At 37.0% G+C, this 26,685-nt stretch carries 27 protein-coding genes; 11 read left to right on the forward strand and 16 right to left on the reverse strand.

The annotated features are described in order from the left end of the window. Nucleotides 1-396: 396 nt before the first annotated feature. On the reverse strand, nt 397-1,260 hold the full coding sequence (locus AC6F34_RS10360) for a nucleotidyltransferase-like protein (RefSeq protein ID WP_500771759.1): 864 nt from the start codon (nt 1,258-1,260) through the stop codon (nt 397-399). A gap of 218 nt (nt 1,261-1,478) precedes the next feature. On the opposite strand from AC6F34_RS10360, the gene AC6F34_RS10365 reads away from it, so the two are divergent. Then, nucleotides 1,479-1,862, forward strand: a complete 384-nt coding sequence (locus AC6F34_RS10365) for a YgzB family protein (RefSeq protein ID WP_500771761.1) — start codon at nt 1,479-1,481, stop codon at nt 1,860-1,862. 87 nt (nt 1,863-1,949) lie between these two features. On the opposite strand, the gene perR is transcribed toward AC6F34_RS10365, so the two are convergent. The 3 genes from perR to AC6F34_RS10380 all read right to left on the reverse strand — a co-directional run bounded on the left by perR (nt 1,950) and on the right by AC6F34_RS10380 (nt 3,608). Then, complete coding sequence (gene perR / locus AC6F34_RS10370) at nt 1,950-2,393, reverse strand: peroxide-responsive transcriptional repressor PerR (RefSeq protein WP_500771763.1); 444 nt, start codon at nt 2,391-2,393, stop codon at nt 1,950-1,952. A gap of 253 nt (nt 2,394-2,646) precedes the next feature. Then, complete coding sequence (gene bcp, locus AC6F34_RS10375; RefSeq protein WP_500771765.1) at nt 2,647-3,117, reverse strand: thioredoxin-dependent thiol peroxidase; 471 nt, start codon at nt 3,115-3,117, stop codon at nt 2,647-2,649. Between the two features lie 77 nt (nt 3,118-3,194). After that, nucleotides 3,195-3,608, reverse strand: a complete 414-nt coding sequence (locus AC6F34_RS10380) for an ion channel (RefSeq protein ID WP_500771767.1) — start codon at nt 3,606-3,608, stop codon at nt 3,195-3,197. 145 nt (nt 3,609-3,753) lie between these two features. Here AC6F34_RS10380 and AC6F34_RS10385 point away from each other — a divergent pair, with 145 nt between their 5' ends. From AC6F34_RS10385 to AC6F34_RS10395, 3 genes are all read left to right on the forward strand, one after another. Then, on the forward strand, nt 3,754-5,046 hold the full coding sequence (locus AC6F34_RS10385) for a glutamate-1-semialdehyde 2,1-aminomutase (RefSeq protein WP_500771769.1): 1,293 nt from the start codon (nt 3,754-3,756) through the stop codon (nt 5,044-5,046). A gap of 497 nt (nt 5,047-5,543) precedes the next feature. Beyond that, nucleotides 5,544-10,013, forward strand: a complete 4,470-nt coding sequence (locus tag AC6F34_RS10390) for a glutamate synthase-related protein (protein WP_500771771.1) — start codon at nt 5,544-5,546, stop codon at nt 10,011-10,013. Nucleotides 10,014-10,491: 478 nt separating this feature from the next. After that, nucleotides 10,492-11,574 (forward strand): FUSC family protein, encoded by a 1,083-nt coding sequence (locus AC6F34_RS10395; protein ID WP_500771773.1) that lies wholly within the window; start codon nt 10,492-10,494, stop codon nt 11,572-11,574. 397 nt (nt 11,575-11,971) lie between these two features. On the opposite strand, the gene AC6F34_RS10400 is transcribed toward AC6F34_RS10395, so the two are convergent. Further along, nucleotides 11,972-13,138 (reverse strand): MFS transporter, encoded by a 1,167-nt coding sequence (locus tag AC6F34_RS10400; protein WP_500771776.1) that lies wholly within the window; start codon nt 13,136-13,138, stop codon nt 11,972-11,974. 82 nt (nt 13,139-13,220) lie between these two features. Here AC6F34_RS10400 and yeiL point away from each other — a divergent pair, with 82 nt between their 5' ends. Then, nucleotides 13,221-13,892, forward strand: coding sequence for a transcriptional regulator YeiL (yeiL, locus tag AC6F34_RS10405; protein ID WP_500771778.1), 672 nt, complete (start codon nt 13,221-13,223; stop codon nt 13,890-13,892). 514 nt (nt 13,893-14,406) lie between these two features. Here the strand turns inward: yeiL and AC6F34_RS10410 are convergent. The 6 genes from AC6F34_RS10410 to mutY form a co-directional block, all read right to left on the reverse strand. Next, on the reverse strand, nt 14,407-16,134 hold the full coding sequence (locus tag AC6F34_RS10410; RefSeq protein WP_500771780.1) for an ABC transporter ATP-binding protein: 1,728 nt from the start codon (nt 16,132-16,134) through the stop codon (nt 14,407-14,409). A gap of 100 nt (nt 16,135-16,234) precedes the next feature. Then, nucleotides 16,235-16,765 carry a nucleoside tri-diphosphate phosphatase gene (ntdP, locus tag AC6F34_RS10415; protein ID WP_500771782.1) on the reverse strand — a complete coding sequence of 177 codons (531 nt, stop codon included), beginning with the start codon at nt 16,763-16,765 and terminating at the stop codon, nt 16,235-16,237. A 200-nt stretch (nt 16,766-16,965) separates the two neighbouring features. After that, the gene (locus AC6F34_RS10420; protein ID WP_500771784.1) at nt 16,966-17,217 is read right to left on the reverse strand and encodes a YgaB family protein; all 252 of its coding nucleotides are present in this window, start codon (nt 17,215-17,217) and stop codon (nt 16,966-16,968) included. A gap of 166 nt (nt 17,218-17,383) precedes the next feature. Beyond that, the gene (locus tag AC6F34_RS10425; protein ID WP_500771786.1) at nt 17,384-17,527 is read right to left on the reverse strand and encodes a gamma-type small acid-soluble spore protein; all 144 of its coding nucleotides are present in this window, start codon (nt 17,525-17,527) and stop codon (nt 17,384-17,386) included. A gap of 72 nt (nt 17,528-17,599) precedes the next feature. Continuing rightward, nucleotides 17,600-18,349 carry an enoyl-[acyl-carrier-protein] reductase FabL gene (gene fabL, locus AC6F34_RS10430; RefSeq protein WP_500771788.1) on the reverse strand — a complete coding sequence of 250 codons (750 nt, stop codon included), beginning with the start codon at nt 18,347-18,349 and terminating at the stop codon, nt 17,600-17,602. A 129-nt stretch (nt 18,350-18,478) separates the two neighbouring features. After that, on the reverse strand, nt 18,479-19,570 hold the full coding sequence (gene mutY, locus AC6F34_RS10435; protein ID WP_500771790.1) for an A/G-specific adenine glycosylase: 1,092 nt from the start codon (nt 19,568-19,570) through the stop codon (nt 18,479-18,481). Between the two features lie 245 nt (nt 19,571-19,815). On the opposite strand from mutY, the gene AC6F34_RS10440 reads away from it, so the two are divergent. Beyond that, nucleotides 19,816-20,796 carry a metal-dependent hydrolase gene (locus AC6F34_RS10440; RefSeq protein WP_500772431.1) on the forward strand — a complete coding sequence of 327 codons (981 nt, stop codon included), beginning with the start codon at nt 19,816-19,818 and terminating at the stop codon, nt 20,794-20,796. A gap of 41 nt (nt 20,797-20,837) precedes the next feature. Here the strand turns inward: AC6F34_RS10440 and AC6F34_RS10445 are convergent, their stop codons facing one another. Further along, complete coding sequence (locus tag AC6F34_RS10445; RefSeq protein WP_500771792.1) at nt 20,838-21,095, reverse strand: YfhJ family protein; 258 nt, start codon at nt 21,093-21,095, stop codon at nt 20,838-20,840. Nucleotides 21,096-21,202: 107 nt separating this feature from the next. Here AC6F34_RS10445 and AC6F34_RS10450 point away from each other — a divergent pair, with 107 nt between their 5' ends. Next, complete coding sequence (locus AC6F34_RS10450) at nt 21,203-21,361, forward strand: YpzG family protein (RefSeq protein ID WP_500771794.1); 159 nt, start codon at nt 21,203-21,205, stop codon at nt 21,359-21,361. Between the two features lie 45 nt (nt 21,362-21,406). Here the strand turns inward: AC6F34_RS10450 and AC6F34_RS10455 are convergent, their stop codons facing one another. Further along, complete coding sequence (locus AC6F34_RS10455; RefSeq protein WP_500771796.1) at nt 21,407-21,721, reverse strand: YfhH family protein; 315 nt, start codon at nt 21,719-21,721, stop codon at nt 21,407-21,409. A gap of 108 nt (nt 21,722-21,829) precedes the next feature. Here AC6F34_RS10455 and AC6F34_RS10460 point away from each other — a divergent pair, with 108 nt between their 5' ends. Then, a complete protein-coding gene (locus AC6F34_RS10460) occupies nt 21,830-22,489 on the forward strand; it encodes an SDR family NAD(P)-dependent oxidoreductase (RefSeq protein WP_500771798.1) in 660 nt (219 codons plus the stop codon). Between the two features lie 44 nt (nt 22,490-22,533). Here AC6F34_RS10460 and recX read toward each other — a convergent pair whose 3' ends face one another. Then, nucleotides 22,534-23,340, reverse strand: coding sequence for a recombination regulator RecX (recX, locus tag AC6F34_RS10465; protein ID WP_500771800.1), 807 nt, complete (start codon nt 23,338-23,340; stop codon nt 22,534-22,536). A gap of 103 nt (nt 23,341-23,443) precedes the next feature. On the opposite strand from recX, the gene AC6F34_RS10470 reads away from it, so the two are divergent. Both AC6F34_RS10470 and AC6F34_RS10475 read left to right on the forward strand, forming a co-directional pair. After that, nucleotides 23,444-24,358: a TIGR01777 family oxidoreductase gene (locus AC6F34_RS10470; protein ID WP_500771802.1), complete on the forward strand. Its 915-nt coding sequence runs from the start codon at nt 23,444-23,446 to the stop codon at nt 24,356-24,358. A 54-nt stretch (nt 24,359-24,412) separates the two neighbouring features. Then, a complete protein-coding gene (locus tag AC6F34_RS10475) occupies nt 24,413-24,532 on the forward strand; it encodes a YfhE family protein (protein WP_500771804.1) in 120 nt (39 codons plus the stop codon). Nucleotides 24,533-24,578: 46 nt separating this feature from the next. Here the strand turns inward: AC6F34_RS10475 and AC6F34_RS10480 are convergent, their stop codons facing one another. Beyond that, complete coding sequence (locus tag AC6F34_RS10480) at nt 24,579-25,073, reverse strand: DoxX family protein (protein WP_500771806.1); 495 nt, start codon at nt 25,071-25,073, stop codon at nt 24,579-24,581. A 358-nt stretch (nt 25,074-25,431) separates the two neighbouring features. Here AC6F34_RS10480 and AC6F34_RS10485 point away from each other — a divergent pair, with 358 nt between their 5' ends. After that, nucleotides 25,432-25,812 carry a winged helix-turn-helix domain-containing protein gene (locus tag AC6F34_RS10485; RefSeq protein ID WP_500771808.1) on the forward strand — a complete coding sequence of 127 codons (381 nt, stop codon included), beginning with the start codon at nt 25,432-25,434 and terminating at the stop codon, nt 25,810-25,812. Between the two features lie 31 nt (nt 25,813-25,843). Here the strand turns inward: AC6F34_RS10485 and AC6F34_RS10490 are convergent, their stop codons facing one another. Next, nucleotides 25,844-26,668, reverse strand: a complete 825-nt coding sequence (locus tag AC6F34_RS10490; RefSeq protein WP_500771810.1) for a 4Fe-4S dicluster domain-containing protein — start codon at nt 26,666-26,668, stop codon at nt 25,844-25,846. Nucleotides 26,669-26,685 lie beyond the last annotated feature (17 nt).

Below are 26,685 nucleotides of genomic sequence, written 5' to 3' on the forward strand. Positions count from 1 at the left end.
CACGCCGCCAGCGTTCGTCCTGAGCCAGGATCAAACTCTCCAATAAAGTGTTTGATTAGCTCGTTTTTGCACCTATGATGCTTGTTTAACTGATTACTCAGTTTAGATTAACGTTGACGTTTTTTGTTCGTTCAGTTTTCAAAGAGCAATGTTCGCTTTCTGTTTTTCTTCCATTATGTATAGTACATAACCGCTTCAAAACAGAGCCAATATTTTCTATTGTTGCATTCAAGCGACTTTCTTAATTTAACACATCTTAACTTTCGTTGTCAACATGTTTTTTAAGTTTTTCCGTCTGCTACAAAAGTATTTTTAATACATTTCGTAGCGACGGATATAAATATATCAACTATTTAAGCATTGGTCAATACTTTTTAAAACTTTTTTAAAATAATTTTATAGAACTTTATAATATCGATGCTGAATTCCTTTTCCCTTCGTCTCTAAAGAGACCACTTCAATCATTTTTTTATCAATTAAATACTCAATCAACATGATAAGGTCCACCAAGTATAAAGACAGCTCCGGGTGAGAGACAATCTCTTGAATCGTCCATCTCTCTTTTTCAGCTAACGTATCTAGTAGATGCGCAGCACCTGCCTTTGTTCTTGAATGAATTAAAAACTCACTCGCAAGAAACAGCAACTCTAACCTTTTCTCCAACGGTTCCTCACTATAAACAAGCTCTTCATATAACTTCATAATTTCCGGCTCTATTTGACGCACTTGATTCCACACTGTAATTTCTGGATGAAATCCATTTTCAATTACTGCAAGCCTTGCTAAATGGTGCAAAGAATGAACGACATTATTATACGCATCAAAATACTGTTTATTTTCGAACAGTGATTTCCCGTCCATGTATCGCTTAATCAACTTGCCATATTCAATTCCCATTTTTAATTTACGGCCGTAAAAAGGGAACTCCTTTAATTCCTGCTTTAACTGTACGATGTACTCGTTCCGATCAAAAACAACCTTTCCATTGTAGAGCCAGTCAAAAATTCTTTTATTCGATCCGTGTAAAATCCATTCATTTAGCTTTTTCTCTGTAACAATATGCAAAGCCGCTTTTTTTTCTTCATATGAGTAATGCTTTATAAAAATCGGTTCTTCCGCATCTTTAACGATCATCAAAAGAACTGCATCAAAAAAATCCGTAGTTGGCAAGGATTGTTGCCTCTTCTCTATTAACAAAACTCCAAGTGTATCTATATGGCTCGCCCGTTCTTGGTAAATAGGGCGGAGAATATCTTCCATTTTGACGCCTCCATCTTTTAAATTAGTAATAACTTTCGACAATTTCTTAGCAAATCCTTCTTAAATCTAAAAGATGCAATATTAACATTTTTCCAACACATCCTGATCACATTTAAAGCCGAATTGCCCCTTCCTGCTTTTTCTTATAAAATGATTAAGAAGAGAGCTACTTTATTGTCCTCGACAGCATGTGGTATAGTTATTCTTTAGGAGGGAACATGATGGCTAAATACTCTAGTAAAATAAATAAAATTCGCACCTTTGCCTTAGCATTGATTTTTATCGGATTTATCGTTATGTACATAGGAATCTTTTTTAGAGAATCACCATTTTGGATGACTTTCTTCATGCTCTTTGGAACGCTATTCATTTTAGCAAGTACCGGAGTTTATTTTTGGATCGGAATGTTGTCAACGAAAACGGTACAAGTTGTTTGCCCTAGTTGTGGAAAGTACACAAAAATATTAGGTCGTGTCGATATGTGTATGTACTGTAATGAACCATTAACATTGGACCGCGCACTTGAAGGAAAAGAATTCGATGAAAAATACAATCGAAAATCTCATAAAAACACAGATGTTGATATTGATTCATCTAAATAATTGACGGTATAAACCCCCCTGACAAAATCAATCAGGGGGGTTCTTATTAAGAACAAAAAACAAAAACGCTACAACTGCAGCGTTTTTTTAGTGCACATCTTTTTTTGAACAGTCTGGGCAAGATCCGTAGATTTCCATACGATGATGGCTAACTTTAAAACCTGTAACATGAGAAGCTAGTTGTTCTACTTCATCTAATCCAGGATAGTGAAAATCAACGATTTTGCCACAGTCTTCACAAATAACATGATAATGATCTGTCGTGATAAAATCAAAGCGACTAGATGAATCACCATATGTTAATTCTTTCACTAGGCCAGCTTCACGAAATACTCTTAAATTATTGTAAACTGTAGCCACACTCATATTCGGGAATCTTCCCTCAAGTGACTTGTATATCTCATCTGCAGTTGGGTGTGACATTGAGTTTATTAAATATTCAAGTATCGCATGACGCTGTGGAGTCATGCGAACTCCGGTGTCTTTTAGAGTTTCAAGCGCTTGATGAAGATGATTATGCGCCACCGCCATGCACCTCTTTCCTAACATAGATTCTCTCTTTATAATATTTATAATTAGTGTACTAATTTTTTACTACGTTTGTCAATATAACAAGCTTGCATTTGCATATATACCAATGATTAACAAGAAAAAAGAGCCACGCAAGAGCAGCTCTTAAAGTTTACATGTTGAGGAGGTTAATCGTTGATATGTCTTACTTAATCATATTCATTTTCATCAAAAAAGAATGGACAAAAGCCTCAGTCTTTATAAAATAGGCAACCTATTCTCCATGATCCTTAATAAATTGCAACGCTTCCTCCACATGCCCCTTCACTTTTACCTTACGCCATTCTTTGATCATTTCTCCATTAGGGTTAATGATAAATGTAGAACGTTCAATGCCCATATATTCTTTTCCAAAGTTCTTTTTCAGCTTCCAAACATCATAACTCTCAGCAACTTTATGTTCTTCATCTGCTAGTAAGATAAATGGTAAGCCGTGCTTCTCAATAAACTTATCATGTCTCTTAATTGGGTCTGGGCTTACCCCGATAATCACTGTATTTAAATCTTTAAATTCTTCATGACGATCTCTAAAGTCACATGCCTGTGTTGTGCATCCAGGTGTCATGTCTTTTGGATAAAAGTATAAAACCACATACTTTCCTCTATAATCAGAAAGTGTCACTTCGTCGTCTCCAGTTGCCATTAATGTAAAGTCCGGTGCTAAATCTCCTATCGCTAACGTCATTGTCATCCTCCTAATCTAATGGATTTACTAACAATAACGTATCCAAATCATCGATGAATTACAACCGAAACGCCTTCTTACTCTCTATTTTGATCAATATCAAACACCACACGTGCCACAAAAGCTGTTGGAATCATATATCCAATCAACGCTTCAATTACTGCAATCATTCTCCCAATTCCGACTGGAGAAATATCTCCATACCCAACTGAGAAAAGTGTCACTGCACTAAAATAAAAACCGGTCTCCAACCGATCTAAAAAATCAACCTCCATGTACCGCGTGTCCTCTAATAATACGATATGACCATTTAAATCTAAAATAATATACACGAGGCCAAACGCGATCATTATCGTTGCATATAAGCAAACCAAATAAATAAAATTTTCAACCGATAACCATTTGCCTTTAAGTCGTTTCGATGAAAACAAGCTTTGCAGGCTCATTAAGATACATAAAATCACAATAATTAAAGAGACATAAAGTACCATCGTTCGTCCCCCACTGCTCTATTTATCATTCTATATATACGTTGACAAGCCTATGATTATGATAATTCGGTGTAAGAAGACGTGCTTCAGATAATCATGTTAAAATAAGAAAGGAATTCGCACGAAAGAATCAGGAGGATATAAGATGAACTTTACAAACTCTGAGCATTTACATAATCTTGCTCTTGAACATATAGTTGGCGGTGTTAATAGCCCTTCCCGGTCATATAAAGCGGTAGGTGGTGGAGCGCCAATCACAATGGAAAAAGCAAAAGGCGCTTATTTCTGGGATGTTGACGGAAACCAATACATTGATTACTTAGCTGCCTATGGCCCAATTATAACTGGTCACGCACACCCGCATATTACTGAAGCGATTAAAAAAGCAGCTGAGAATGGCGTACTATACGGCACACCGACACCACATGAAGTGAAATTCGCACAAATGCTAAAAGAAGCGATGCCTTTTTTAGAAAAGGTACGCTTCGTAAACTCAGGTACTGAAGCAGTCATGACAACCATTCGAGTTGCCCGTGCATATACCGGTAGAGATAAGATTATTAAATTCGCTGGATGTTACCACGGCCATTCAGATTTAGTGTTAGTAGCAGCAGGTTCCGGCCCATCTACATTAGGAACACCAGACTCTGCCGGTGTTCCTAAAAGCATAGCCCAAGAGGTCATCACTGTTCCATTCAATGATATTGATGCGTACAAAGAAGCAATGGATCGTTGGGGCGATGAAATCGCAGCAGTCCTTGTAGAGCCAATCGTCGGCAATTTCGGGATCGTTGAACCACACGAAGGATTTCTAGAACAAATAAATGAAATCACACATTCAAATGGTGCACTTGTTATTTATGATGAAGTGATTACTGCTTTCCGCTTCACATACGGAGGCGCTCAAGACTTATTAAACGTTCAACCTGACTTAACTGCATTAGGAAAAATTATTGGCGGCGGGTTACCAATTGGTGCGTACGGTGGAAAGAAAGAAATCATGGAAAAAGTTGCACCATTAGGCCCAGCTTATCAAGCTGGTACAATGGCAGGAAACCCTGCTTCAATTCTTTCAGGAATTGCTTGCTTGGAAGTACTAAAACAAAAAGGTGTTTACGAATACTTAGATCAACTAGGTGCAATGTTAGAAGAAGGTATCTTAAACGCCGCTAAGCAATACAATGTTCCCATTACCATTAATCGATTAAAAGGCGCCTTAACTTTATACTTCACAGAGGAAAAAGTTATAAATTACGAGCAAGCAGAGAATACTGATGGCGAAATGTTTGCAAAGTTTTTCAAGCTCATGTTGAATCAAGGCATCAACCTTGCTCCATCTAAATACGAAGCTTGGTTTGTTACAATTGCACATACTGAAGAGGATATCCATGCAACGATTCATGCAGTCGAGCATGCATTTTCTCAATTAAATGTGTAATTTTATACATTTTTTATGCATAGAAAGGAGCCGAAAAGGCTCCTTTTCCCTATCAAGACAAATATGAAAACGCTTGCAAATCTATATTTCCCTTCACTCTTCTCCCCTTCTCACTATCCATAAAAATGTATAATTAATTGATTTCTGAAAATTCATGTGATATAGTATTATCAATATTTTCTGTTCAATCATCTTTTAACTGTCGTACATTAACGCGTTACCATTTATCTAATATAAGTGAGATCAAATCATTTCTATTATATAAGCCGCTAAGTCGACAGCTCGACGCGTGGATACGCGTTTTTTTCAACTCTTGAATACCCTCCATTGCTACCATACATCCAACATAGACTAAAAACGGTAGCGAGTCGATCCCGACAAAAAGACCAAAAAATGATTGTTTTATACAAGCTGAATTGAGGTAATGACAATCAAATTATTTTAAATATATTAGGAGGTGAACGGCTAAGGGGTAATGCCTAACATAGCCGATTATGATGTTAAACAACTGGACTCCCTCAACATTTAAAGAATTCAACCGTCAAGAGCATGATGCATGTGGAATTGTTTCATGCATGGAAAAAGAAAACAAACCAACAAAAGCGAACATTGATGCATGTATCAATGCGCTTGTCACAATGAATCACCGTGCAGGCTTCATTAATGGTGAAGGTGATGGTGTAGGTGTGCACATCGATATTCCTAAGGCACTTTGGGAACAAAAGTTAAAAGAAGCTGGTGCTGATCAAAATTTAGTGCACGAAGACACATTTGTCGTTGGACATTTCTTTTTCACAAGAACTGACAACTTCGAAATTCGAATAAGAGAAATTGAAGAAAAGCTTAAAGCATCAGATTACCAGATGGTTTTCTCTTCAACAGCAGTAACGAATGAACACGCATTAGGTCCTATCGCGATACAGGAGAACCCCGTATTCTGGCAATTCGCTTGCATTGCGCCTATTGCAGGTGCAGCACTATCAAAGCAGCTTTTCGAATTCACGATTGAGTTCGAACAAGACGAAGCAGTGCATGTTGCATCATTAAGCCCGCATCATGTTGTTTATAAAGTCATGGGAGCTGGAGATATTCTTCCAAAATATTATCAAGATTTAGCAAACCCTTTAGTTGCCTCTACAATGACACTAGGTCATAACCGTTATTCTACGAATACATTATCAAGTTTTTTCCGTGTGCAACCATTCAGTGTATTAGGTCATAATGGTGAAATTAATACAATTGCCAAGCTGCGTGATGAGGCAAAAATGCTCGGTGTTCCGTTAGTGAAGTCTGGGAGCGACTCCCAAGATTTGAGCCGTACAATTGATACGTTTATTTCAAGAGACGGTCTATCTTTATTTGAAGCAATTGATGTGTTGTTCCCACCAATTATGAATGAGATTAAATCATACCAAGAAAAAATGCAAAACTTGTATGCATACATTCGTGAAGCTTGGGGACATTTCGCACAAGGGCCAGCTGGCATTATCTCTCGATTTGGCGATGAAGCTGTATTTAGTGTCGATGCGTTAGGATTACGCCCACTTTGGATGCTTGAAACAGAATCTTCCTACCTGTTCTCATCTGAGCCAGGAATCATTCCTTCAAGCGAATACGTAAACGAACCAAAACCGTTGTCACCTGGTGAAAAAGTCGGCTTAAAGTGGAATGGTGATACGTTAGAAGTTTTTGAAAATGAAGCGTTCCAATTAGAGGTATATAACAGATTTATTAAGCGAGCCAATGTAGAAGACTTTCATAAAAGACTTGCTACACCTACTCTTGCTAAAAGAGTATCCATTAGCTACCCTTCTAAAATTCATAACGGACAGTATAAAGCATTTGGTTGGGAGCGTGATCATGTTCAGCTTGTGGAACAGATGGCAGAAAAAGGAGCCGAACCGATTCGCTCATTAGGTCACGATTCACCGCTAGCTGCGATTAATCCATCACGTAAAAATATTGCTGACTTTATTAAAGAAAGTGTTGCTGTTGTAACAAATCCAGCAATTGACCGTGACCGTGAAACAGAGCACTTCTCAACGAGAACTGTTGTAGGAAAACGACCATCCCTATTCAAAGATGAAGAAAGCCATATTTTAGAACTTTCTTCTCCTATCTTAGTGGAAGGAAAACCAGGGTATGAATGCAGTGAAGTACTCGATCAACCAAACTATGATCAAGTTGTTGATTATTTTCAAACAAAAAAACTTGTAAGTTATTTATCTATTACAATGAACCGTACTGAAGGAGTAAATGAAGCTTTAAAAAGACTAGCTCAAGAAGCAGTAACTGCTGTGAAAAATGGAAAAACACTACTTATTCTTGATGACTCAACTGCACATAAGGAAGATGAATTATGGATTGATCCACATCTCGCCGTATCTGCAGTTGATCAAGCATTAGTTGAAGCTTCTCTAAGACGAGAATGCTCTTTGCTTTTACGTTCTGCTTCAATTCGTTCATTGCATGACATCATTACTGCCTATGGATTAGGTGCTAATATCATTAGCCCTTATTATATGTTCTTAACCGTTTATGATGACGATTCTACGAAACCTTTAATCAACCTTTTTTCTGCAATAAATAAAGGATTGGAAAAGGTCATTTCAACAATTGGTATTCATGAGCTAAGAGGATATGGGCGTCTCTTCTCTGCTATTGGGTTAAATGAAGAAATCGCAGAGTATTTAAAGATTGTTAACTTCCTAGGTTCAAAAGACCTTTCTTATAACTTTGAAACATTAAAAGAAGATGCACTTCAACGTGCAGTCGATTACCAAAATGAAAAAGAGCGCATCGGTAAAACATTCAGCCTCTTCCCTCGTGTTTGGAAATCAATTAGCGAGGTAGCCCAAACAGGTGATTACAGTGTTTATCGTGAAAAAATTACCGAACAGGAAGAACAGAATCCAACGACCATCCGTCATTTAACAAGCTTTAAACAAGCAAACTCAAAGATTGCTGCAGAGGATGTGAGTTTAAAAGTTGGAGAACATGATTTACCATTTATTATTTCTTCTATGTCATTTGGATCGCAAAATGAAATTGCGTTCCGTGCCTATGCAGAAGGTGCTGATCGTTTGAATATGATTAGCTTAAATGGTGAAGGCGGAGAAATTAAAGATATGCTTGGCAAATATCCACGCACGCGTGGTCAGCAAGTAGCATCTGGACGTTTCGGTGTAAATGCAGAGCTATTAAATTCTTCAAATCTCCTAGAAATCAAAATTGGGCAAGGAGCAAAGCCTGGTGAAGGTGGTCACCTTCCAGGTTCAAAAGTAACCGCTAAGATTGCAGAAGCAAGAAATGCAACAATTGGATCAGATTTAATTTCACCTTCAAATAATCATGATATCTATTCAATAGAAGATTTAGCCCAAATGATTCATGAGTTAAAAACAGCCAATGACAAGGCGAAGGTTTCAGTGAAAGTACCAGTTGTTCCAAACATCGGTACAATTGCAGTTGGAATTGCCAAAGCTGGCGCAGATATTATTACACTTAGTGGATTTGATGGTGGCACTGGTGCTGCGAGAATTCATGCATTACAGCATGTTGGATTGCCAGTTGAAATCGGCGTGAAAGCTGCTCATAATGCCCTTCTTGAAGCCGGGCTTCGAGATCAGGTTGAAATTTGGGGAGACGGTGGAATTAAAAGTGCTGCTGATGCATTAAAGGTCATGTTACTCGGAGCAAATAGAATTGGATTTGGTACGCTATCAATGCTTGCAATTGGATGTACAACATGTCGTGGTTGTCATTTAGATACATGTCATGTTGGAATTGCAACTCAAATAGAAACAGAAGCACAAGCAAAGGACCACGGTTTACGCCGATTTGTTCCGCGTCAATTTGATTTAGCCGTAACTGGAATTATGAATTTATTCTCAGCATTCGGAAAAGAGTTACAAGAATTAGCAGCAGAAATGGGCATCAAAAACATTCAAGATGCGGTTGGAAAGTCAGAGTACCTTGAGCAATCAAAAGGTACAAACCAACTGGATTTAACCTATTTATTGAAAACATTAGACATCTCACAGCTGAAGCAACAAGAAAAAACGCAATCGTATGATGAAGTCCAGTTACAAGTTGCGGTTGGTGCAGAGTATTTAGATGGAAGTGTAGATGAGCTTCACGAATCACGCGAATTTACTGGTGTGACTTCCGAACAGCGTGTATTAGGAAGCCGTGTCTCATGTCATCGTGTCCGAGGTCGCTTAGATGGTTCTTATAAAACATTGCCTCCTGTTGAGCTAAGCTATAAAGATGGCTCAATTCCAGGAAACGGTCTAGGTGCATACAATAGCTTTGGCATTAATATAGAAGTTGCTGGTGGTGCACAGGATGGAATCGGAAAAACTTCTTTTGGTGGCCAAATCTTGATCTTTAAATCAAAAGGAAAAGATGGCAATTATTATAACGGCTCTGTCGGAAAAGGATTTGGTTACGGAGCACAGCAAGGACTACTTGTTGCACAAGGAAATGCTGACGCACGTGCAGGTATCCGTCTTTCAGGAGCTGATATGATCATTGGTGGGCAATTAATCAAACCAATTCCTGCTGTAGAACATGGAAATATCGGAGTTTCTTCCAATATTAAAGGATTTGCATTCGAATACATGACAAACGGTCGTGGCCTTGTTCTTGGAGATCCCGGACCATGGATTTGTGCAGGAATGACTGGTGGTGTTGTCTACCTTCGCCACCAACCAGAGAAAGGCTTAACAAAGGAAGCGATTCAACGCAGAATTGCAAAAGGTGCAAAAGTGTCTTTAGAATCCTTATCTGCTAAAGGTAAACAAGACATTCAAGAATTATTAGGCAACTATATTCAGATGTTAAAGGCACAAGAACAACATGATGAAGCGACTGCACTAGAAGCGCTACTTGTAAATGCAGAAAACAACTTCCTTCAAGTTGTCCCAGTAAAAGAACAAGCAGATCCTTCAGTATCAACAGAATGATAATGTTCTTTCAAAATACACGGCAACCAAAAAAACTGTCCCTTCGGACTGCTTATGAATGTAGACAAAGTCGTCAATCGACTTTGTCTACATTTTTTTGGGAAGAGTTCCAGTCACATGATTAGACGTTCAGAATCACTTAAATACGATTGACAGACGACGAAGTCAAGAAGAACGTGAAAAAAACGACGTATGCATCTGTTCTAAAATCATCCACTATGCACGTTTTTGAAGTGTTCTTTCGTTCTGGTAAAATATTCATAGGTTAGCTAACATAGAAGCATATCCTTTTTTTGAAGTTCATATGATTAATTAATACCTTGTCCATGTAGGAGTATTTATGACGAGGTAAAGTTCATATTTATTTTTCTTGAATTTATTGGATTTACCATGTATAGTACAATATTGGTTTACGAATAAACGAATAAGTAAAAAGTAGTAAGGATAGACTTTTACGACAGAAAGGAAACATCTATTCATGAAGCTCGGGGCCCGCATTTTTAAAACGGGAATTGCCATTATTTTAGCATTATTATTATCTGAATTATTTCAGCTGCCAACACCAGTGTTTGCTGGGATTGCAGCAATTTTTGCCCTTCAACCAACCATTTATCGTTCCTATCTTTCCATTATTGAACAAATTCAAGGGAATGCGATTGGTGCAATTATTGCCGTGATTTTCGTAATTCTATTTGGAAATGATATTTTCATTATCGGATTAGCAGCAATCATTGTGATTATGATTAATATTAAACTCAAAATTGAGAATACAATTGCTTTATCTTTAGTAACTGTTATTGCCATCATGGAGACACCAGGTGAGGATTTTTCAGAGTTTGCATTGATTCGTTTTTCAACGATTATGCTTGGGGTTTTCTCAGCGTTCCTTGTTAATTTAATTTTCTTTCCTCCAAAATACGAGAAGAAACTGTATTATAGTTTGTCTGAAGTTAGCGAGGATATTACAAAATGGATTCGACTAAACATCCGCCATGCATCAGAACACAGTTTATTGAAAAACGACATTGAAAAAATGCAAGATTCCGTGAATAAGCTTGGCCTGCTCTACTCTATGTACAAAGAAGAACGGAATTACTTTAAAAGGAATGTTCATGCAAAATCACGTAAACTTGTGATTTATAGACAAATGATTTCAACAACTAAACGCTCGTTAACAACATTAAAAAAACTTCATCGCTACGAAAATGACCTTGCCAATATGCCAGAGAATTTTCAACATGCAATCCAACAACAGCTTGATTGTTTAATCCACTATCATGAGCATGTGATGTTGAAATTCATTGGGAAGGTTCGTCCAAGTGTTACATTCGAAGAGGGTGAATTCAATACAGATCGCAAAGATTTGTACAGATTATTAATGATGAATAACCTTCAGCATGATGCACTTGAAGAAATGCTGCCGCACACTGTGCAAATCATCTCAGCTATTATTGATTACCATGAACATGTCGAACATCTCGATGTACTCATTACTAGTTTCCAATCGTATCACAAGGAAGATAACAACGTGCCAATGGAAGAAAGAAAAGGCATGGAATAATGAAAAGAACAGAATTAACTCAAAATCAGTACATCACTTTTCGTTAGTGATGTACTGATTTTGTCTACATGTTTTTCAAGAGGACTTATTAATTAAATGAGAAACACTAAAGACTTTCTTGCTTGTCAGGCAGGGCGTGTAGTCAAGTTAAGACCCGGATAAAACCACGGTTCATGAGGGGACAAATGAGACAAACCAAGCTATGCATGCGTTTGTCGGGCAATCTGAGTACATCACTTTTAGAATAGTGATGTTTTTTTATTAGATTTCCTAAATCATCTCATTGGTGAACATAAAAAACATTAAACTTCGATTAGAGCTGGCAAATTGCCCAGCTCATTTAATTTTCTTCATTCTACACCAAGAATACTTATAGACACGATCCTTGCTGTAAACCTTACGTTAAAATCTCCTTCCTACCTTCAAGTTTTCGGTAAACAAGTGCAAGCACCATTGATGGTATTGTGCATAGAATCATTCCGATAAAAGCAAATCTTGGCTCAATATCGTATAAATAACCCCCAAAAATTGTGAAGATTGCAGTGCCCCAGCTAAGTGCAAGCGCTGAATACATTCCTTGTACTTTTGGAATCTGTGCAGACGGGACATTTTTAATAACATATTTCATAAAGGCATAATGCCCCATTGCAAATGAGAATGCATGCAAAATTTGTGCAAAGGAGAATACAAGGACATTAGGAAAGAAGAATACGAGTAACCATCGAATAGTAGAACCTAATGCCGCCAGTGCCAATAAAGATCCCACTGAAAACCGTTGAAAACCCTTGTCAGCAATGGAAAAGAAGACGATTTCTGCTAGTACGGCAATGTTAAGAATTAGTCCAATAAAGTACTTTGGTGCATGAATATCCTGTAAAAAGATATAACCATAGCTGTAATAAGAAGCGTGTGCTGCTTGTAATAAAATGACGATAATAAGTACTAAACCAAAATGTTTTAAGTTAAATAAACTCATCATTCCATGTTTTTTACTATGATCACTTTTAGGTTTTTCCGATAAAACAACAGGTGAGTGCATAAAACCTAGAAATAGGAATATCAGTGACCCGAGTAACATGGCCCATAATATTACCTCATCTCCCCATGCCCCAGTAAACAAAGTCAAGATCATACCAGCCACTACAAATCCGATTGAGCCATATGAGCGACTCTTGCCGTAATCTCTTAATTGCTTATTTTGTACAAGTGTACCAGCTGCACTATCTAAAGCTGGCATTAATGCTGGATAGAAGAAATGTAAAAATAAAGTAGCTATAAGCAAGCCAGTAAAAGAATTTACTGGAATATAACTAGAAAGACTGATGATTGTACCAATTGCCATTACTTGCAATAATGTTTTACTGCTAAATTTTCCTGATAAATAAGGAAATACAACCAAGGTAGAGAAACCCCTAACAATCAAACCTAAGCTCATAATCAAACTAGCTTCTGGTACAGTTATCCCTTTTGTGTGAATCATCCACCCGGTCCAATAGGGTAAGAAAATGCCCCAAGTCATAAAAAAACTAAAAAACTGACTGCTCATCCAACGCTGTGTATTCATTTTTTCACCTCATTGATTGCATAATATCATCGTGATCCTTACAATAATATGAGATATCTCATATTATTGTAGTAGGTGAGTTATGGAAATATATAAGAATGAGAAAAGACAGCGCTATCTGGAAGAACACTCCATCGCACATTTATTTTCATTTTCAATTGAAGAGTTTGTACAAATCCATGAGTATCAACGTGATGAATGGATTATTCAAGAAGATATGAGGCCTTATTTTCTTTTTTATGTGATTGAAGGAAAAGCAAAAATATATGTAACACATCAAAATGGAAAAGTCTCATTAATCAATTTTATCAATTCAAATGACTATATAGGTGAAATGGAATTATTAAATGACGTGTACTATACAAAAGGGATTCAAGCCTCAACTAAGACCATTTGTTTTGCACTTCCGATTCATCACTTTCGCACACAATTGCTCGAAGATGCGAAATTCCTACGTGAATTAACAAGGTTTCTAAGTGTAAAGTCAACACTCATGGCCACAAAGTATTCTCAAAGCCTTGCTTTCCCGCTTGAAAACCGGCTGGCGGATTTTATTTTGCAAACTGCAGATAAAGGGATTTATAAGGAGAAGCACGTAAAGGTTTGTGATTATTTAGGCGTATCCTATCGCCACTTATTACATGTGCTTACACAATTTTGCGATAAAAAATATTTACAAAAAAAAGGACGACACTATCATATTGAACAGTATCATTCCCTATATGAACTTGCTCAAGTATTGAAGCATAAGTAAAAAGGATGTTGAGTAGTAACAAATTTTGAATAAACAATTAAATGTATATTACCATATAGGGCCTTTTTCATTCCAAAATTCCAATTCTAAAAATCAACTACCATTTTTTACATTTTTAAAGAAAAGAACGTTAGGAATGATTCGATTATTTCGTTGAACATTGGGTCAAGCTAAACAGAAAATGGAATGTGCTCTCTGGCTTTTTATTTGAATGAAACTGAAGGTATTTCCTCACACATGAAAGCTTATTCTCTACTCCCAAATATACGAAATCATATTAAGATGAAGTCATTTGTGAACAAATGTACTTAAACAAACGATGACTCTAGTAAAACTACAAACACCACCGTTGAAATGTTTAATGCGGTTATTTGTTGTCTAAAGATAAAAAAGGGTAGATAACTACAGGTAATTTAGACCCGTTTATCTACCCACTCTTCATTTTTATTAAATGTATATATGTTTATAAACATATTTTTGACTTTTAATAAGCGTTTGATGATGATCTTTTGTTTTAACTCTCTAGTTGCTGGACTTGAAATAGCTTGTAATAATGCCCTCTCATTTTCATTAGCTGCTCATGAGTTCCTATTTCGACGATTCGGCCATGTTCAATTAATACAATGCGATCTGCATGTGTAATCGTCGAAAGTCGATGTGCAACGATAAATGTGGTGCGGTCCTTTGCTAATTCATCTAATGCTTCTTGAATATAATGCTCGCTTTCTAAATCTAATGCTGATGTCGCCTCATCTAAAATAAGGATAGGTGGATTTTTCAAAAACACTCTCGCAATTGCTACTCTCTGCTTTTGTCCCCCAGAGAGCTTTACGCCCCTTTCTCCTACCTTTGTGTCATAGCCTTCAGGCAAACTCATAATAAAATCATGAGCATTTGCCGCTTTAGCCGCTCGAATGACGTCTTCATCAGTTGCTTCAGGATTCCCAAGTAGAATATTCATTTTTACCGATTCACTAAACAAAATATTTTCTTGTAGGACCATACCGATTTTATCGCGAAGGCTTCGTACTTTAAATGCACGCACATCTTCTCCATCTAACAAAATCCTTCCTGATGTTACATCATAAAACCGCGGAATTAATCCGACTAACGATGATTTTCCACCACCGCTCATTCCGACTAATGCTATAGTCTCTCCTGCATCAATTTGCAGATTAATATCCTTTAACACGTCCTGCTCTTTTTCATCATAGGAAAAGGAAACATGTTCAAAATGCAACTTACCTCTTACATGTTTACATTCTTTTGCATCCTTTGCATCATCAATATCATATTTCTCATCCAATAGCTCAAAGACACGGTCCATTGAGGCAATTGATTGCGTTAACGTCGTAGAAGAATTTACTAGCCTGCGCAAAGGACTATAAAGCCGGTCGATGTAAGCGATAAATGCCATCATCACACCTAACGAAATATCACCTTGAAGCACTTGATAGCCTGCATAGCCAATAACAAGAAGGGGTGAGATGTCAGTAATCGTATTTACGACAGCAAATGCCTTCGCATTCCATCTTGTATGATCGATCGCTTTTGATAAAAAGTTTTTATTGTTTTGATCAAAATGCTTTTGCTCATAATCCTCGGTTGCAAAGCTTTTAATAACTGCCATTCCTTGGACTCTTTCATGTAAATAGCCCTGTACTTCTGCCAATGCTTGTGAACGGACTCTTGTTAAATGCCTTAAGTTCCCAAAGAAATAACGAACCGAAAAAGCGTATAAAGGGAATAAAAGTAAGGATACAATTGTCAATGAAAAATCCATTGTAAACATGATTGCTACCGCGATAATAATCGTCGCTATATCTAACCATAAGTTCATCAGCCCTGTAACAACGAAGTTCTTTGTTTGCTCTACATCATTGATCATCCTTGAGATGACTTCCCCAGCTCTTGTGTTTGAATAATAGCGAAAACTTAACTTTTGAATATGTACAAACAATCGGTCTCGAATATCGTATAATATTTTACTTGCCACCCACTGGGCAAAGTATTGTCGATAATATTCAACAGGCGGTCTAACAATGATAAATACAACAATCATGATTCCCATAATCCATACTAATTGCTCTGTTTTTGCAGCTTGTGATAACCCATCATTTCCGATAATATCATCCACTACAAATTTAATGAGTAATGGTATTAGTAATGGAATCGCAAACTTTATAATTCCAATCAATATCGTACCAATAATTTGAATGCGGTACGGTTTAACAAATTCCATATATCTTCTGATACTCCCCAACGCTGTCAACGCTCCTTTACATTAAAGCACGCAAAAACCTGTTGACGTCATTGTTCAACAGGTATTTTGCTAATCCATCTTATCGTCTGTATGTAAGGTACCTCTCATACCAAATATCAATAAAGTCAGGTGCAAAAGGTCCCTTTCTCTGTCTAATCCACTGTATAAGCTTTTCTACATTTGCCCAGAGTATTCGATCAATCGGAGCTGGATAGTTCATTTCCTGACGATGTCTTTCATATTCATCTTCATCAAGCAAATTAAAAGTCATATCAGGAAAAACTTTAATATCTAAATCATAATCAATATACTTTAATGCCTCACCATCAAAAATAAATGGAGAGCTAATATTGCAGTAATAATAGATTCCATCCTCACGAATCATTCCAATAATATTAAACCAATATTGGGAATGAAAATAACAAATAGCTGGTTCTCTTGTCACCCAGGTTCGCCCATCCGATTCCGTAACAACGGTTCGATCGTTTCCTCCTATAACTAAGCTTTGTGTACCTTTTAAAACAGTGGTTTCCTCCCAGACTCGATGGATGTGCCCATTATGTTTATAGCTTTGTATTTGTACTGGTGCTCCTTCTATGGGTACCGCCATGCTTCTTCCCTACCTTCATTACTGGAAGCTTGCTTTGAAACCTAGTAAATAATAAATGACCAGTCTACTAATTGGTCAGGCAACAAAGTTCTATTTCCTTTTCCTATTATTATAACGGTTCTACTAAGATTTTAAAACAAAAGAGCCATTGAATCATTCAATGCTCTTTAAAATACTTCATCATTATTTAAAAATGCTTCTTAATTAGATACATGCATGGCTTGATAAGATTTGATTACATCCTCTGTTTGTATTTCAAAGACATGGTGAATCTCCCTTAATTCCGCTTTCATCTTAGCGATTTCTAGTTGAATTCCGATCACTTCTGTTTCCTTTTGAATAAGGGTTAATTCATCTTCTAATGCTTGACAGCGCTCAATCTCCTCCTGTAAGTACAATAACTTTTCCATCGTTCTCATTTGCTCTGTGACTAACGTATCAAATTCCTTCAAGAATGCCACCGCCTTTAATTGTTTCTCACAATGTAACTATTCGTTACTGTACTTCACTATCCTTTGACTGATTGTGTAGACTTTATGGAAGTTTTGTCGGAAGAAGCATACTTAGAAACAAACAAGAAAAAGCACCCTTCTGAAAAGAAGAGCGCTTTTTTCCTTATTAGTTGCTTTGATTGTTATTTTGATTTTTCTTTGATTCAGCTTTTTGATTTTGCTTGCGAACCTCTTGAACGTTTGTTTCGCTTGCAAATTCATTTTGGTACTGCTGATTGTTGTTTTGGTTTTGTGATTTGTTGTTTGCCATGGTTATCACCTCCACGCATATAATGTAACCATGCATGAAGGAAACTATCCAAAAAAAATAAAGTAAAAATATTTAAACTAGTAGAGATATTCCGCCATCAACTATAATTGTTTGTCCTCTAATCATGCTTGACTCTTCCTTGACTAAGAATACAATTGTATTCACCATATCATCTATCGTAACCATTCTCCCGGCAGGTGTTTTTGCACTCGCTTCTGCTAATAGCTCTTCACGATTTGGGAAATGCTTTAAGGCATCTGTATCTACTGCTCCACCTGAAACCGCATTGACGACGATATTTTTTGCAGATAACTCAACAGCTAAATACCTTGTTAATGCTTCAAGCGCTGCTTTTGAAACACCAACTACTGTGTAATTTTCCAAATAACGAATGGAACCAAGAGAACTTGTGCTAACGATTTTACCGCCACCATTTCTCTCCATTAATTTTGCAGCTTCTTGTGCACAAAATAATAGTGCTTTGCTGTTAATATTCATCGTCCAATTCCAATGAGACTCTTCTAATTCCATCGCTGGTCGTTGTACACCGGAAGCAGCATTGTTAATGAATACATCTAACCTGCCAAAATGTGCATCAATCTCTGAGAACAAATGCTTAATCTTTTCAACATCACCGACGTTGGCTTTAATGGCGACTGCTTTCCTACCTAAAGCTTCAATCTCTGTCACTGTTTCTAATGCTGCTGTTTTACTTCTAGCATAGTTTACTACAATATCATAGCCTTCTTTAGCTAATCGTAAAGCTGTTGCTTTACCAATTCCCCTGCTGCTACCAGTTACTAACGCTACCTTTTGTGTCATATATGTACAACCCTTTCAGTTCGACTAGACTATTTTATATTATTTTAGCGGTTCATCGTATAAGAAGCAATTATAAGTAGCTACTAATTCCTCCAAGAAAGATAAGGAGAATCCAATAAATCGCTTGCACTATACCTTTTCTTTATCTTGTTTAAATAACTGCAATACCTTTTGATAAGGGACAGGAAAGGGAAATTCTGTTATCTCATCAAGTGTGACAAATTTCTTCGTTTCATCCACTAAATCATCATTGGAAATCTCTCCTCTATACACATTCATCTTCCATATTAAATGTGAAAAAACATGATGAACCTCTCCAATATTATCTCCAATTTCAAGCGTTTGAGGAGCATAAACTTCCCTAAGTCCCTCTCGCAATGCTTCTCTATCTGTAATAAATGGGAGTGCAATTTCCACAGTTGGAAACTCCCATAAATTTGCGAGTAATCCTTGACTCGGCCTTTTCTGGATTAACAGCCTCCCTCGTTCGTCTGTTAATGCTGCAACAGCTAATTTGATCTCCTTTTGCTTCTTTTTCTTTGATTTTACCGGTAACTCTTGTTGAGTACCTTGCTCAAAAGCTATGCAGTGATCTCGTACTGGACATAATAAACAACTAGGAGATGTTGGTGTACAAATTAAGGCGCCAAGCTCCATTAATGCTTGGTTAAAGTCAGAAGGATTGTCTTGTGAAATCAGCTCTGCTACAGCCTTCTCAAACACCTTTCTCGTTTTCGGCTTTGCAATATCATCATATATGGATAAAATCCTTGAAAACACCCTCATGACATTTCCGTCAACTGCTGGCTCTGCTTTTCCATAAGCGATGCTCAAAATGGCTCCAGCTGTATAAGGACCAACTCCTTTAAGAGCTGAGATTTCCTCTAGATTATTCGGCACCGTTCCACCATATGACTCTTCTACCTCTTTCACCGCAGATTGTAAATTACGTACTCTCGAATAATAACCAAGACCTTCCCATGCTTTTAAAACCTTTTCCTCTTCTGCTGAAGCCAACGCTTTAGTCGTTGGAAATTGCTCAATAAAGTTTAAAAAATATGGGATAACGGTATCGACACGTGTTTGCTGTAACATAATCTCTGATACCCAAACCTTATAAGGATCTTTATCTTTTCTCCATGGCAAATCACGCTGCTCTTCTTGAAACCAGTGAATCAAATCTTCCTGAAACTGTTTTTTATCTAAAGTGATCTCCGTCAATTACTTAACCTCCAAGATGTTAATTACGATGAAATTAGGGAATATATTATAGAAAGATATTTAAAGTTTTGACAAATACTATTACAAACGTCTATACATGGCCAAACTCTACAAACATAAACTGAAATTCATATGTACACAAAAAGTTACAATTATGCAACATTCTCTTCATCGTTCTTTGGTACAATTCATAGTACAACTTCGATGAAGAATATAAGTCAAAACATAACAAGGAGGTTATTCCTCTGGATACTGGTACACATCTCGTAATGGGACTTGCAATTGGTGGCTTGTCAACATTAGATCCTACAGTCGCTGACAGCCAAGCAACTGCTACGAGTGTTTTGATCGCAGCCATTGTCGGGTCACAAATTCCCGATATTGATACAGTCTTAAAATTAAAAAATAATGCCGTTTATATACGCCATCATCGTGGAATCACTCATTCTATTCCTGCTGTCTTATTATGGCCGCTATTAATTATTGGCTTTTTGTTTCCATTCTTTCCTGAAGCAAACCTGTTTCATTTATGGCTATGGACATTTTTCGCAGTGTTTTTACACGTTTTTGTAGATATCTTTAATTCTTATGGGACACAAGCATTAAGGCCGTTATCTTCCAAATGGGTGGCTCTTGGAACGATTAACACCTTCGACCCATTTATTTTTTCCATCCATCTCATAGGAATTTGTCTATGGATTTTCGGTTTTCATCCTGGATATACATTTCTAGCTATTTATATGATATTAATCGTATACTATCTGGTGCGGTATATCGAGCAACAACGTGTTAAGAAAGAAGTAAAAAAGGTGATTCCAGATGCATCGGAGATTATCATTGCACCGACGATGAGATACCATCAATGGCGTATCGCAGTTAAAAATGAGCAGCAATTTTTCGTTGGCCGTTCCGAGAATCAAAAGGTTCGTATTCTTGACCAATTTACTCGGGCTACTGTTCCAAAGACTAAAGTCATTGAAGCTGCTAAGCAGGACAAAAATTTATCAGCCTTTCTCTCCTTCTCCCCTGTCTATAGATGGGAAGTAGTGGAATTTGATACGTATTATGAAGTCCGTTTCATTGACTTGCGCTATCGAAGCAACGATCATTATCCATTCGTAGCCATTGTTCATTTGGATTTTGATTTAAATATTATGAACTCTTACACTGGTTGGATTTTCAGTGAAGAAAAGCTTCAAAAGAAACTAAATATTATCCCGAATTAATTGGTGAAGCGAGCAATTGATGCTCGCTTCTTTTTCTTTACTTACTCATGATTGTTAAGTAAATCTTTGTACTTAGGATTTCTTGCAATGAATTCATGTAATTTGTCTCCATGTTGCTGAACCCAACTTGTAACAACCTTAGCCGTCATTTCGCTTCCTTTATATTCTCTTCCTGCCTTTGCATACGTAGTTTCAAAATCATCCCATAACAGCTCAATCCATGTTTGTGCCATATGATTTGATAAATGTGGGTTCTTCTCTAATAATTGTTCCACCAATGATTCTCTGTAATGATTCATGATTTTTCACCTCTTTTCCAATTGTTCACACATCAATATTACTTATAATCTTTTCGTTTGCAACCGATACTAAACATGTGACAAACCTAAACTTTGGAGGTAGACCGATGGGAAATTTTAAAAATCCATTTGAGAAAAATAGGATTACAAGTCCGTTTATTACAAATCACTCTCGGCCAAAGCACGCTCACTCTCAAGTGAATGGTGAGACACAACAAACGCAAAACTTAATAATCTTAGAAGCAGAAACACGCAAACGATCATAACCCTTTTTATTCGCCGTCTAGATAACCTTAGGCGGCGATTTATTATCATTTTCTTAACATTGATATCGGCAATGCTTCCTCTTCCCCATTTTCATTTACTCGCGATCCCCAAGCAAATACGCCATTCATATAGTCTATTTTGAATTTTTCACCAGGAGCTCCTTCGATTTCATACACTTCCCCAGGTAAAAAATCAGCAGGATTCAATAAATAAGATTTTGCCATCACTGCTTTTCTCTCTAGTACCGCATATTCATTAACCATCCCGAGCTGTTCTGCTTTTCTCGCTTTATCATTTAATTGAGCTATTTCCTGTTGGAGCTCATAAACAGTCATTTCACTGTATCGTTTTTCAGACATTTTTTAGCCGTCCTCCCAATGCATAGTTCCATTTTTATTTCATTATAAGTATAGTGAATATAGGCATCGGTGAAAAGTGTAACATCTTAGAAACAAGGAGGAAATCATATGCAATCCATTATTATTACCGGAGCAGGTTCTGGGTTAGGAAGGGAACTTGCCCTTCAACTTTCGAGAAAAGGGTACCATCTACTGTTACTCGGAAGAAATGAACAAAAGTTATCTACAGTCAAAGAGGAGATCTATTCACTTAACGGACAAGCTGATTCTTTTGCTGTAGATATTACATCTATTGAATCTATCCAATCCTTTATAAAGGATGTTCAAGCTTATAATATTGTCGGCCTCATTAATAATGCTGGGATAGGACATTTTGGTCCATTTAATTCTTTAACAACCGGGCAGCTTGAAGAAATGCTTCAAACTAACGTTTTTGGAACGATATCAATGACTCAAGCGATCCTGCCACAATTAGTGGAAAAAGACGAAGCTTTTATAATGAATATCATATCAACGGCTGGTCTTAGAGGAAAAAGACATGAGTCAGGCTATTGTGCGTCAAAGTTTGCTCAAAGAGGCTTTACAGAAAGTCTTCAAAAGGAGTATGAACATTCGGCACTTGCTATTAAGGCAGTCTATATGGGTGGCATGGATACCCCTTTTTGGGACAACTCCACTTTTATTGATGACCGATCAAGATTAAATTCACCAAAAGCAGTTGCACAGGAAATTATCCAGCGCTGGGAAGAAGAAACAATTATTATTTAATCAATAAAGGTTGAACAGGTCATTTTTCTGTTCAACCTTTTCATTTACTCTTCATTTTCGTTTAAAAACCGGTCAATTTGTTCGATTGAAAATCCTTTTCGATATAAAAACTGCTTCATTTTATGCTCGTACTCAAACCCAGATAAATGGTTGTATTTTTTTTGCGCCTTCATTGCATGGATTCCCAATGCTTCGTGTTCATCTTCTTCCCCTTTATGGATTTCAACTTCCTGCATCGTAATTTGTCTAATTGAAGGATCATACCCTTTTCGTATTAGCAATTGTTCAATTTTTTGCTTTGCACTAATCGAAGATTCCTTACGTCCTTTTTTCACATATTTTTGTGCAAGCAAAATGGCTTGATCAATCTCTTCTTCCTCACTATATTCAGCCAATGCTTCATCTAAAACTTTCCCTTTAATTCCTTTTTCCTGAAGCTCTCTTGCAATAACTTTACGCCCTTTATCTGTCGTTTTTTTCTGTGTTCTTACATAAGCCTTCGCATAGTCTTCTTCGTTTAGATAAGAAAGGTCATATAGCTTTCTTATCACTTCATCTGTTACATGCTCACTAAACTCTTTCTTTTTTAAATATTGCCTAATCTCTAATTCCGATCTCATTTTTATTGCTAAAAAATGAATGGCTTGATTCGTTCCCTTTCGAACCTCATCAGCAGTCTGAATTTCCATAATGAGAAAATCATCCAGCTCCATGCCTTTTTTTAACTGATGATGAATAAGTACATGTTCATCGACACTAAACGCATATTCATCTCCATCATTTGTTGCAAAAAATATATTATAGCGATCTTTCGCCTTTTTCTGTGTCGTAATCCGAGCTATTACTGGCATATTCGCTCACCTCCCTTCTACTGTATCAAATTGAAAAAAGGTTTTCATTAGATCTATGTCGAAAGTTATGAAAACAGTACGAGTTTTTTGAGGAGAGATACTTATGAAAGTAGCAATAACAGGTGGTACTGGATTTGTAGGAAAACACCTTATTAATAAGCTATTAGAAAGAAAAGATGAGGTTTTTATCTTAACGAGAAACAAAGAGAAGCATTCTCCTATTCCAGGGGTTACATATGTAGAATGGCTTACAGATGCTGCTCAACCTGAAGCTGAGTTAGATGGAATTGATGTCATGATTAACCTCGCTGGTGAGTCGATCAATAGTGGCAGATGGACAAAAAAGAGAAAGAAAAACATCCTCGAAAGTCGAATTGATGCCACAAGGGAAGCCTATCGGATCATTAATAGATTAGATGAAAAACCGTATACATTTATCAACGCAAGTGCCATCGGCTATTATGGTACTTCTGATGAACATATTTATACAGAAAACTCAACTAAACCAGGTAGTGACTTTCTAGCAACAACGGTCAAGCTATGGGAAAATGAGGCTGAGAGCATACAAAAACTAGGAATTAGAACGGCTTTTTGCCGATTCGGTATCATTTTAGATAATCAAGGCGGTGCACTCCCAAAGATGACGCTGCCTTACAAGCTATTCGTAGGTGGGACAGTTGGTAGGGGCACTCAATGGGTTTCTTGGATTCATATAGAGGATGTTGTTCAAGCAATTCTATTTATCATTGGAAACGAAAAGTTTGAAGGTCCAATCAATTTTACGACTCCAAACCCTATGCCAATGAAGGAATTCGGGAAAGTTATAGGTAAAGCATTGAACCGTCCTCATTTCATGCCTGTTCCTTCCTTTATGCTAAAAATTGTCCTCGGGGAAATGAGTTTTCTTATAACTGAAGGCCAAAAAGTCCTACCATCTAAATTGATAGCAAATGGATATTCATTTCTCTACCCGACTCTTCAAGATGCATTAAATGATCTATACAAAGAAAGTATGTAACCGACTCAGTTGGGAAAAATAAGTAATGAACAATCTAACTGGAGGGTGATTATGATGGTGAAAGAAAAGAAGCGCAAAGAAAAGGAAAGAAATTCCTTAACTAGCATGCAAGAGATTACATACGGTCGTGAATTTAAAAGAGCAGATAAAGCAAGTCAATTTCCTAGTAAATAAAATCAAAAAAGAAGCGACGATTACGCCGCTTCTTTTTTGATTTTATCTATACTCCGTCCTCAACCCGTTTGGCTCTACCAGCGAATCTTTCTTTTAGTGTTGGGATTGCAAATCGGTCAACTCCCCAGTAGTAAGCTCCACTTCCTACTAGTAGAAGGATAAAAGCTACAGTCATTAATATTGGATTCGTGCTTAGTGTTCCTGCTAATAAGAAGTTAAAATTCATAAAGGCCGCTGCAATTAAGGCAGGAATTGTTGCTGCTCCCAAGATTAATCCTAATCCTACTGCAACTTCACCCCAAGCTACTAAGAAGCTAAATATTTCAGCGTTTGGTAGGGCGACTGTTTCTAAAAACGTAGCGTACCAAGCTTGAACTGTAGGTGCTTCTCCTCCGGCTTTAGCAATAGCACCTTGGATAAACCCACTTGCATCAAACCCACCCATTGCTTTTCCCCATCCTGCTTGTAACCATTGTATACCTAACCATATTCGAGCGATCGTCCATAATACGGCAACTTGCGGCGTTTTCCACCATTTCATAGTAATCATCCCTTTCTAATTTGTGAATTATTTCACATACAACTTGAAAATTTTTTATTTTCGGCTGAATCGATTCATTTGTGGAAGAAAGAGTTGAAGCCTTAGTTTGTGAATTTCTTCACTATCTCTCTTCACTTATAATATACGTTACATAGTAACCTTTTGCAACATAATTATACTGTTTTTTATTCATTTTCTTCCAAATTTGAATGAATTGTGAACTACTTCTCAAACAAAAATATTCACAAATAGATATGATAAAATAAGCATATATTTTACCCTTTTTACTACCTTCAAATCATCTAATTATAGTATTTTCTAAACAACTGTTTCTATTCAATAAGAAGGAGATTCTATTATGGAACATGATCGTACGTTGATTAAAATCCGATCAAAATTTTGGATCGAACGTGAAAAAGAAGTAATTTTTGGCCTTGGAAGAATTAAGCTCTTTGAAGCAATTGAAGAAACTGGATCAATGAAAAAAGCTGCGGAAAAGCTGCAAATGTCTTATCGTGCTGCTTGGGGAAAAGTAAAGGCAACAGAAGAACGATTGAATCTCACACTAGTTGAAACACAACAAGGAAGTCGGAAAAATGGAACAAAGCTGACGGCTGAGGGAAAGAAATTATTGCAAAGTTATGCGGATTTTCAGAAGGATGCTTATAATGAGGTGGATGCTTTATTTGATAAACATTTTAGTGATTTTATCGATCACTTGAACGAACGAAAAGAATAAAGCATGCCACAATATAGACATGCTTTGTTTATTATTGAATTTCATCTGATTCTTCATTTGGATGTTCATGTTCATCGATTTTGACTTTTTTACCAAGTGCTCTTGTTGAAATGGCACTTACAACAACTGCACTAAAGGTTGCACCAAGCATAAGCTTTCCTGCTGGTTGCACCCAATCTTTCCAAACAACTAAACTTTTTGAAATTGTCGGTTCATCAGGCAATCCAAATGTGGACGGCTTATCTGTTAACACATACATCATATTAGTACCGTCGATTTCGTTGTTTTCTACTCCGTATAGCTGCGCATTTGGGAATTTCTCTTTTACTTTTATTAGGCGTCTTTTTGCTTCCTGTACCATGTCTTCACGATTCCCAAACACAATCGCATCTGCTGTACATGTTTGAGCACAAGCAGGTACCATACCATTTTCGATACGATCTTCACATAAATTGCATTTAGTTTGCTTATTTGTTTCTTTATCAATTTTCGGTACACCGAATGGACAATATGAAGCACAATATTTACAACCTACACATTTATCCTCATCCAGTGTTACAACACCGTTTTCTTTCTTTAATAATGCACCTTCAGGGCAAGCCTTTGCACAAGCTGGGTCACCACAATGCATGCATTGAAACTTAAGAAAGTCCCAGCGGAATTGATTGTCTTCATATGACTCGAACATCTTAATTAAATTGAATGTTTTTGGACTTAAATCTTGATGAGACTGGAACACTCCTTCAAAAGGAATCGGATCATCAGGCAGGTTCTTCCACTGCTTACAAGCAACCATACATGCACGACATGCTGTACATTTAGATATATCATGGAGCATTGCTATTTCTGTTGACATCTCTACTCACTCCCTTC

The sequence above is a fragment of the Niallia sp. CD-39 genome (genome assembly GCF_059874745.1).

Bases quoted from the DNA above. Each gene is read 5' to 3' on its own strand.
- AC6F34_RS10360 (WP_500771759.1), bottom strand. From the start codon at position 1,260: ATGGAAGATATTCTCCGCCCTATTTACCAAGAACGGGCGAGCCATATA.
- AC6F34_RS10365 (WP_500771761.1), top strand. From the start codon at position 1,479: ATGATGGCTAAATACTCTAGTAAAATAAATAAAATTCGCACCTTTGCC.
- perR (WP_500771763.1), bottom strand. From the start codon at position 2,393: ATGGCGGTGGCGCATAATCATCTTCATCAAGCGCTTGAAACTCTAAAA.
- bcp (WP_500771765.1), bottom strand. From the start codon at position 3,117: ATGACGTTAGCGATAGGAGATTTAGCACCGGACTTTACATTAATGGCA.
- AC6F34_RS10380 (WP_500771767.1), bottom strand. From the start codon at position 3,608: ATGGTACTTTATGTCTCTTTAATTATTGTGATTTTATGTATCTTAATG.
- AC6F34_RS10385 (WP_500771769.1), top strand. From the start codon at position 3,754: ATGAACTTTACAAACTCTGAGCATTTACATAATCTTGCTCTTGAACAT.
- AC6F34_RS10390 (WP_500771771.1), top strand. From the start codon at position 5,544: ATGTTAAACAACTGGACTCCCTCAACATTTAAAGAATTCAACCGTCAA.
- AC6F34_RS10395 (WP_500771773.1), top strand. From the start codon at position 10,492: ATGAAGCTCGGGGCCCGCATTTTTAAAACGGGAATTGCCATTATTTTA.
- AC6F34_RS10400 (WP_500771776.1), bottom strand. From the start codon at position 13,138: ATGAATACACAGCGTTGGATGAGCAGTCAGTTTTTTAGTTTTTTTATG.
- yeiL (WP_500771778.1), top strand. From the start codon at position 13,221: ATGGAAATATATAAGAATGAGAAAAGACAGCGCTATCTGGAAGAACAC.
- AC6F34_RS10410 (WP_500771780.1), bottom strand. From the start codon at position 16,134: ATGGAATTTGTTAAACCGTACCGCATTCAAATTATTGGTACGATATTG.
- ntdP (WP_500771782.1), bottom strand. From the start codon at position 16,765: ATGGCGGTACCCATAGAAGGAGCACCAGTACAAATACAAAGCTATAAA.
- AC6F34_RS10425 (WP_500771786.1), bottom strand. From the start codon at position 17,527: ATGGCAAACAACAAATCACAAAACCAAAACAACAATCAGCAGTACCAA.
- fabL (WP_500771788.1), bottom strand. From the start codon at position 18,349: ATGACACAAAAGGTAGCGTTAGTAACTGGTAGCAGCAGGGGAATTGGT.
- AC6F34_RS10445 (WP_500771792.1), bottom strand. From the start codon at position 21,095: ATGAATCATTACAGAGAATCATTGGTGGAACAATTATTAGAGAAGAAC.
- AC6F34_RS10450 (WP_500771794.1), top strand. From the start codon at position 21,203: ATGGGAAATTTTAAAAATCCATTTGAGAAAAATAGGATTACAAGTCCG.
- AC6F34_RS10455 (WP_500771796.1), bottom strand. From the start codon at position 21,721: ATGTCTGAAAAACGATACAGTGAAATGACTGTTTATGAGCTCCAACAG.
- AC6F34_RS10460 (WP_500771798.1), top strand. From the start codon at position 21,830: ATGCAATCCATTATTATTACCGGAGCAGGTTCTGGGTTAGGAAGGGAA.
- recX (WP_500771800.1), bottom strand. From the start codon at position 23,340: ATGCCAGTAATAGCTCGGATTACGACACAGAAAAAGGCGAAAGATCGC.
- AC6F34_RS10470 (WP_500771802.1), top strand. From the start codon at position 23,444: ATGAAAGTAGCAATAACAGGTGGTACTGGATTTGTAGGAAAACACCTT.
- AC6F34_RS10475 (WP_500771804.1), top strand. From the start codon at position 24,413: ATGGTGAAAGAAAAGAAGCGCAAAGAAAAGGAAAGAAATTCCTTAACT.
- AC6F34_RS10480 (WP_500771806.1), bottom strand. From the start codon at position 25,073: ATGAAATGGTGGAAAACGCCGCAAGTTGCCGTATTATGGACGATCGCT.
- AC6F34_RS10485 (WP_500771808.1), top strand. From the start codon at position 25,432: ATGGAACATGATCGTACGTTGATTAAAATCCGATCAAAATTTTGGATC.
- AC6F34_RS10490 (WP_500771810.1), bottom strand. From the start codon at position 26,668: ATGTCAACAGAAATAGCAATGCTCCATGATATATCTAAATGTACAGCA.